General features: G+C 66.4%; 8 protein-coding genes. All 8 read right to left on the bottom strand.

Annotated elements, in window-relative coordinates:
* Positions 1 to 970, bottom strand: a 970-nt coding sequence (locus ACK4FB_RS02850) for a DMT family transporter (RefSeq protein ID WP_409747625.1), incomplete at its 3' end; no start/stop codon positions are given.
* Between the two features lie 133 nt (positions 971 to 1,103).
* The gene (gene ssb / locus ACK4FB_RS02845) at positions 1,104 to 1,580 is read right to left on the bottom strand and encodes a single-stranded DNA-binding protein (RefSeq protein ID WP_409747623.1); all 477 of its coding nucleotides are present in this window, start codon (positions 1,578 to 1,580) and stop codon (positions 1,104 to 1,106) included.
* 94 nt (positions 1,581 to 1,674) lie between these two features.
* Complete coding sequence (locus ACK4FB_RS02840; protein WP_409747621.1) at positions 1,675 to 2,073, bottom strand: hypothetical protein; 399 nt, start codon at positions 2,071 to 2,073, stop codon at positions 1,675 to 1,677.
* Entirely contained in the window at positions 2,073 to 2,756 is a 684-nt protein-coding gene (locus ACK4FB_RS02835) for a hypothetical protein (protein ID WP_409747619.1), read from the bottom strand. Before ACK4FB_RS02835 ends, ACK4FB_RS02840 begins: the two co-directional genes overlap by 1 nt.
* Positions 2,757 to 2,842: 86 nt before the next feature.
* Positions 2,843 to 5,536, bottom strand: a complete 2,694-nt coding sequence (locus ACK4FB_RS02830; RefSeq protein WP_409747617.1) for a transcriptional regulator — start codon at positions 5,534 to 5,536, stop codon at positions 2,843 to 2,845.
* A 68-nt stretch (positions 5,537 to 5,604) separates the two neighbouring features.
* A complete protein-coding gene (locus tag ACK4FB_RS02825) occupies positions 5,605 to 6,441 on the bottom strand; it encodes a flagellin (protein WP_409747616.1) in 837 nt (278 codons plus the stop codon).
* A 136-nt stretch (positions 6,442 to 6,577) separates the two neighbouring features.
* Positions 6,578 to 6,844 (bottom strand): flagellar protein FlaG, encoded by a 267-nt coding sequence (locus tag ACK4FB_RS02820; RefSeq protein ID WP_409747614.1) that lies wholly within the window; start codon positions 6,842 to 6,844, stop codon positions 6,578 to 6,580.
* 107 nt (positions 6,845 to 6,951) lie between these two features.
* Positions 6,952 to 7,785 (bottom strand): flagellin, encoded by an 834-nt coding sequence (locus ACK4FB_RS02815; protein WP_409747612.1) that lies wholly within the window; start codon positions 7,783 to 7,785, stop codon positions 6,952 to 6,954.
* Positions 7,786 to 7,800: the final 15 nt, after the last annotated feature.

Genomic DNA, 7,800 nt, shown 5'->3' with positions numbered 1-7,800 from the left:
TTGTTTGTGCGCCGTGCGTTCTCTTCTTCTTTCTTCTTTTCTTTTTTTTTTTTTTTCCCCCCTCCCCCCCCGCCCCTCCCCCCCCCCCCCCCCCCCCAAGTCCGCGTTCGGCCAGGGCCACAATGGCCACGCCGATCAGCGTCAGCGCAGCGCCCGTCAGGATCTGCGGGGTCAGGACGTCATCCATGAGGCCCCAGCCCACCAGCATTGAGACTACCGGCGTCGCCAGCAGATAGGGCGTCACCCGCCCGGCCTCTCGCCGCTGGACAAGCCAGAACACCAGCCCTGTGGCGACGACCGTGGACATCAGGGCGCTGAACGCCACCGCGCCCCAGGCCAGCGGGGGCGCTTCCTGCATGGCCGCCACCTGCCCGGTCTCGAACGTCAGGGAGCCCAGCAGCAGGACCGGGAAGGTGACCATGGCCAGCAAACCCTGCATCTTCATCGGCGAAACGGCCCGCGTCCGGCGCGCGATGACGGTTGTCAGGGCCCACGCCACGCTGGCCCCGACCCCGATCATGATGGCCGGAAGGTCCACGAAGGCATGGGCGTCCAGAACCATCCAGGCGATGCCGAAAAAGGCGATCAGCATGCCCAGCACCGCCGGCACGCTGATGCGTTCCCCCAGCAGCAGGAAGGCGAACAGCGCGGTCATGGGAATCCATAGTTGCAGGCTGACCGACAGGGGCGTGACGTCGTGGGCCATGGAGAAGCCCAGATAGATGAGGGCGAAATGGATCGGCCCGCCCAGCAAAACCAGCAGCGCCAGACTCTTTCCGTTCGGAAAAGGCGGACGCACGAACCAGGCCAGACACAGGGCCGCCAGGCCAAACCGCAGCGCCCCGGTCAGCAGCGGCGGCAAGCTCTCGGTTGAGATCTTCACAGCGGCGTTGTTGACGCCCCAGATCACCACAATGGCGACGATGGCCGCAATCTCGGCGGGAGCAAGGGCGGAACGGGACTGGGTCACGGGCTGCTCTTGCCACGAGGTCGCCAGTCGCGCGCCTCACAAATTATTTTCTTCCGCTACCGCCTGAGGTCGTCACGTCCTCACGCGCGTCCCCGGGTCCGGCTGAACCGCCCCGGGGACGAGCCGTGATGTCCTAGAAGGGGATGTCGTCGTTCAGGTCATAGCTTTCCTTGGGACCGGACGGCTTGTTGGCGCCGCCGGTGGAGAAGCCCGAGGAATAGCCGTCGTCGTCGCGCGGACCGGACCCGCCGCCCTCGCTGCGACCGCCCAGCATGGTCAGTTCGCCGCGGAATTTCTGCAGGACCACCTCGGTGGAGTATTTCTCCACGCCCTGCTGGTCGGTCCATTTGCGCGTCTGGAGCGAGCCTTCCACATAGATGGTGGAGCCCTTCTTGAGATAGTTCTCGACGACCCGCACGATATTCTCGTTGAAGATCACCACCCGGTGCCACTCGGTCTTTTCCTTGCGCTCTCCGGAGGCCTTGTCCCGCCATTGTTCGGATGTGGCCAGAGACAGGTTCGCGACCTTCTCGCCCGAGTTCAGGGTGCGGATTTCGGGATCACGTCCCAGATTGCCCACCAGAATGACCTTGTTGACGCTGCCCGCCATCACGCTTTTCCTTGTTCATTAAGGCCTCCCCGACCAGGCCGAAGCGCCCGGCCGGAAGCCATGTTCACATATTGTTCACGCCGTATGCGTGACGTCAATCCGCTGTTTCCGGCGCCGGCGTGCGCTGGATGGCGCCCGGTATGGCGAGGCGTCCGTCGCCCGTGCGCGCGAGGGCGAAAAAGCGTCCGCCCTCCAGCGTCTGGCCGAAATAGACCCCGGCCCGCTCGATGAAGATGAACTGTCCCTGATAGGCGCCGGCGATCTCCCGCGTCGATCCGCCCATCCGCAGGAAGTTCAGACGCATCTCTTCCAGACGCGCCGCGCAGAACTCGATGGATTCCACATCCTCGGCCAGCACATTGAAACGCACCTCCTCGCCGTCACGCACCACGTGATAGCAGACGCCCGGCCCTTGCGGCGCGCGAGTGCTGCTGGAGCAGGCCGCCAGACCGGCCACCGCCATGCAGACGACTGAAACGATCAGGCCTCTCATCAGCGAAGCCCCGGAAACTGACAGTTGCGGTCCTGTTCGGCCAGGGTCCGGAAGCGGCTGTTGTCCTGGGACTGCTCCACCCGGCGCGGCACCAGACGAAGGGTCAGGTCGCCCCAGCGGCCGTACTGGGCGTCGCCGGGCCGCACGCAGGTTCCTGCAAACAACGCCTGCACACAGGCGCCCTGACTCATGCCGGCCGACAGTTGGCGCCACTCGCCGCCCACGTGGCGCAGACAGGCGGCTCCCGTCTGCTGAACCGGCGGCGGTCCGGGGGTCGGGCTCACGGGGGTCGCTTCCGGCGGATTGACGCCCGCAAGCTCCGTCAGATCCAGCGGCGGCTCGTCCGGCGGCGGCGCGAACACCGCGGTCGGCGCGGCGGCCAGGGCGCCCGTCTCGTCCAGTCCCACATCCAGCGCCTCGGTGGCCACGCCGTTCTGGCGGGCGCAGTCGGCCAAAGTCGCCATGCCCACGAACTGTCCGTTGACGAAACAGCGCAACTCGCGCGTGGGCTCCAGATCCGGGGCCTCGGTCACATCCAGTTGCAGGCCCGCCCGGTCCTCGGGGGTCGTGGGGCCGTCATCGCCGCCGCGGCTGGTGAAGATCAGGGCGATGACCACGGCCGCAACCACGGCCAGCACGGCGCCAAGGGCCAGAATGATGCGGTTGTCGTTGGGCAACGCCATGAGCCTCTCGCGCGAGTAATCGGGGCAATAACCCCCGGCGCGGGCGCGACGTCAACCGCCAAGCGAAGGGGAAGGAGGGTTTTCCCCTATCGCCCCATCAGACGGTCCAGGGCGGCCTGATAATTGGCGATGCGGGCCGTCATATAGGCGGGCGCCTGCCCGACCGGCTTCTTGACGGCGTTCTGGGGCGACAGGTCCCGATAGGCGTCGCGTACGACCTTCATCGCGGCCAGCAGGGCCTCGCCGGCCTTGTTGGCCGCCTCTACGCCCGACAGGTTCAGATTGCCAGGCAGCTGGATGCCATAGGTCTTTCGGGTGTCGGCCCCGCTTGTCTTGCCCACGAAGCCAGGGCTCAGACCCAAGCCGGCCAGGGCGTCGCGCCCCGACTCGCCGGCCCTCAGAACGGCGCCCTCGCGCCCGTCGCGGGCCTGGATCGACAGGCGCTGGAAGCCGCCCATGGTCAGGGTCGTCTCCCCATCCTTGCCGCTCACCTCGCCGCCTTCGGAAGCAACCGTGACCCTCAGCTGCATATTGGACGCCTGCTCGATCTTCCGCGCCAGGGTCTGCAGCGTGTCCCGGGCCTCGATGGTGACGGCGCGGGATCGTCCATTGGAGTCCACCACATAGAAACGATCGCCGACCCGCAATGAGGTGGCGGCTGTCAGTTGCTTGGAGTCCCCCTGCGCGATCACGCCGGTAGGCAGCCCCAGTCGATCCAGAACGCTCGCTCCGCCTGAGGCCACGGCGATTGTGCCGGTCACGGCCTGGTCGCCCGCCCCTTTCCAGGTGCGGCTCCATTCCACCGCTCCGGTGTCCGGATCGATGCGCGACAGATAGGCCATCCGGGGGTCATCGGGCAGGCCGCCCAGCGGCCGGTCCGCCACGCCGGTGATCCAGACCTTGCCGTCATGGACCTTCACGTCCGCCACCGTATCGTCTCCGGCCCCGCCATGGAACGTCAGCCGGTCGCCCGCAGCGGCCAGGTCGCCGTCCATGGACAGGACAAAGGCGTCCGTGCCCCCGGAGTGTCCCGTATTCACCGCCGCCCCTGCGGCGAGCGCGTCGTTGCGCGTCGTACCCGCCACGATCACCCGCCCGTTCGACACCGCAATTCCGGCGATCTCGCCGGACATGGCGCCCAGATCACGCATGCCGAGCAGGGTCGGCTGGCCTGAGCCGTTCAACTCGTAGTGCCGGACCACCGCCCGGCCGTTCTCCACGCCGGCGGTATAAAGATTGTTCCCGTCCACGGCGATGGAAGCGACGGAGTCCTCGCCCGCCGTCCCGAACTGGGTGGTGAACTGCAGACCACCGGTGATCGGCGCGGTGGGATAGGCCTGGTGCTGGCTGAAGGCCTGAAGATAGCCGTCCCACCCGCCTTGAGCCGATGCCCCGATCATGGCCGACTGGGCTCGCCCGGCCACATAGACTGTGCCGTCCTGGCCGAAGGTGACCGCCGTGGCCTCGTCCGCAGCACTTGCGCCGCGGCGCTGGGTCCACTGCTCCTCGCCCTTGAGGTTGAAGACCGTGACGAAGCTGTCCGACAGGCCGCGGTTCGCGCCGGCGGCGCCGTTGTCCAGCGCCCCGGTCACCGATCCCGCCACCGCCACGCGGCCGTCCCCGGAAATCGCCAGGGCGTAGCCCGACGCCTGATCGGCGGCGCCCAGCGCCCGGCTGAACACCAGACGCCCCGCGGAATCGAACTTCATCAGGGCGACGTCGCTGGTTCCCTTGATGGGCTGGTTGCCCAGCCCCTCGGACAGGTCCGCCACCATCCAGACGTTTCCATCCGCGTCGGTTGCGGAGGCGCGAATGGCGCTGATGCCAGACGGCAGCCCGTCCTGGGCGAGACGACCGTCCACCCAGTGCGTTTCGCCGATCCCCGCGCCGCTGGGCACGGCGCCGTCGGTGAATTTCAACAGCTGGTTCCCGCTGCCCGTGCCCTGGGTCACATAGACCGCGTCAGCCGTATCAGGAGCCGAAAACTGCAACGTTTCCACCGAGGAACCGCGCACCAGCAGGGCCCATCGGTCGGGACCATTGGGCAGCGCCACGGTCTTGTCGCCGACCTTGATCGAGCGTTCCTCGGCGGGAATCATCTCCCGACCAATGCGGGCCTGAACCCCCGCGTCTTCCAGCTTGCCGTTGATGAAGCCGAGGACGTTGGTCAGGCTGCGGGTCTGCGCGCCCATCTCGTCCAGATCGATGTCGACCTGAACCGTCTGCTCCAGCTTCCCCACGGTGATCCGGAACTGCACCGCGCCCTGGAACGCCGCCACCGGGTCGGTCACGGCGCCCTCATGGATCACGCCGGTCAGGGACTTCGAGGTGTCCCGCGCCACCGCGGCCGTGCTCTTGGACAAGGACGAGGAGGTGCCCTGCACAAGGTTGAAGGCGTCAAAACCGGCCTGCGACAGCCACCCTGAAACCTCGTTCAACCCTGCCTCGAACCGCTTGTTCAGCAGGGACAGTTCCGTGCTCGCAACCCCCTTGGTCCCGGCCCGGTCCGCCATGGCGGCCAGCGACGCCAAGCCCTGATAGAGCGAGAAGAGCTTGCCGTAATCCGCCGAAGCGCCGGGCAGATCCAGTCGCGCGGCCTGACCGTCGATCAGGCTTCGGCCCGCCAGGGCGGCACGGAGAAGGTCGCTTTGCGCGGGCTGGCGCGTGGAATCCCAGGGCGGTGTCGGCTGGGTCTTGACCCGCGGCGCGCGTACGGCGCTCCCGCCGCCCAATGTGGTCGACTGTCCGAACAGACCTAGCAGATAGCTGTTGTCGATCATGGGACGCTCCGCCCCTATTTTTGCAGCAGCAGGGGTAAGAAATCCCTAAGCGGTCGGGATAATCGTCCTTAACCGCCGCGGAACAGGGACAGGATCACCTGCGGCGCCTGGTTGGCGATGGACAGGGCCTGCACGCCCAGCTGCTGCTGAACCTGCAAGGCCGTCAGCCGCGCGCTTTCCTTGGCCAGGTCAGCGTCCACCAGATTGCCGATGCCCGATTCCAGCGTATCCATAAGACGGGAGACGAAACCGTTGTGCGCCTCGATCTGCTTGGCCTGGGACCCCAGCGCGCCCAGGGCGGAGTTCACCTGGGAGATGGATGCGTTCAGGTCCGTCAGGGCGGCGGCCGCATCCGACATGGTCAGCAGGTTGGAGCTGAGGGTGAGGTCGATGACGCCTCCGCCCAGCGACAGGTTGCGCGTGCTCAGGGTCACGAAGGCGTCGGCCTCGGCGTTGGCCAGGAAGCGCACGCCGGCGCTCAGGGATCCGTCCAGCAGGTTGGCGCCGTCGAACTCGGCGTTCTGCACCGCCTGGCTGATGGACCGCAGCAGCGCCTGGAAGTCGTCGTTCAGAAGTTCCCGGGACTGCGTCTTGAGCGATTCGTCATTGGCGGCGACGACCTTCTCTTTCAACTGGTTCAGCAGGTCCGAAATGGTCTCGCCTGCCGAGAGCGCCACATCGGCCACGGAGGTGGCCCGGTCCAGGCTCATCTGAACAGCGCTCAGCGCGCCCATGTCGGCTCGCTGCCCCTGGGCGATCGCCCATACGGAGGCGTTGTCCTTTGCGCCCTGAACCTTGAGGCCGGTGTTCACCCTGCCCTGCACGGCTTCGAGCCGCTGGTTCGTCAGGTTCAGGTTCTGAAGCGCAATCAGAGCCGAGGTGTTGGTATGAACGCTGCTGGTCATTGGGTCTTCGTCCCCCGAGGATTTCTAGGGGGAAGCTATCGACCGAGTCGTGAGCGTATGGTTAACGCCCGCTAACCACATTCGCCGCCTCGACCTGGGGTCGGGCGGTTCCACTCTCCGGGACGCCGTGGGCCGATCAGGCCGTGGTGTCTATGACCGCGCCTGCGGTGTAGCTGGATCGGGCGCCCAGTTTCGCCACTTCCTCGCGGGGAAGCTGGCGGACGACCTCTCCGGTTTCGCGGTCCAGGATCTTGTAAATGAACGCCCCCTTGGCGGCGCCCTCCTCGATCACCAGCCGATACCGTGCAATGCGTTCGGCCTCCTGCGACTGGCTGGAATCCGAAAAATCTCCGCCTGCGGAAGACGACAGGGCGGCGACAGCGGGCAGCGCAACGCGGGTCACTTTGGCATTCGCATCCATCCCTCATTTCGCCGGTCGTCAGGCCGGCGCCTCCCGATTGGCGGGAAGACGGAGGGAGCGTCCGTGGACGCTCCCTCCCCGTTCCTGGATTAGCGGAACAGTCCCAGCAGCATGGAAGTGGAGGAGTTGGCGATCGACAGCGCCTGCACACCCAGCTGTTGCTTGGTCTGCAGAGCGGTGAGTCGGGCGCTCTCCTTGGCCAGGTCGGCGTCCACCAGATTGCCGACACCGGCTTCGAGGCTGTCCTGCAGCTTGCCCACGAAAGTCAGGTGGGTGCCCAGGGCCTTGGAGCTGGTGCCCATGCGGGCCAGGGCGGCCGACACGTTGGCGATGGAGGCGTCGACGGCGGCCAGGGCGTCAGTGGCGTCAGAGACGCTGCCGATGCCGTCGCCGGCGCCGAGGGTGACGATCGAGCCGCTGAGGCTCATGTCTTCACCGTCCACGTCGATGGTCGAGGTGCCATCGGCCGAGGCCAGGGCCTTGTAGCCGCCGGTCAGCGAACCATCCAGCAGGTTGGCGCCGTTGAACTTGGCGTTATCGATCACCGAGGTGATCTGGTCGCGGATCGATTCGAAATCCTCGTTCAGGGCGTCACGCGACGCGGTGGTCAGGGTTTCATCGGTGGCGGCCAGGGCCTTCTCCTTCATCTGCAGCAGAAGATCGGAGATGGATTCGCCGGCGGCCATGGCCACATCGACGGTCGACTGACCGCGTTGCAGGCTGTCCTTGACGGCATTCAGGGCGCCCATTTCGGCGCGCTGGTTCTGGGCGATGGCCCAGATGGCTCCATTGTCCTTGGCCGAATTGACCTTCATACCGGTGTTGATCCGGTTCTGGACGGTGTTCAGTTCGGAATTGGTTTTGGAGAGGTTCTGCAGGGCGATCATTGCGCCCACGTTCGTGTTAACGCTGTTCAGCGCCATGGCACGGTGTCCTTC

This window comes from Brevundimonas sp. (genome assembly GCF_046299535.1).
Classification (GTDB): Bacteria; Pseudomonadota; Alphaproteobacteria; order Caulobacterales; family Caulobacteraceae; genus Brevundimonas.
This window is presented reverse-complemented; position numbering and strand designations above follow the sequence as displayed.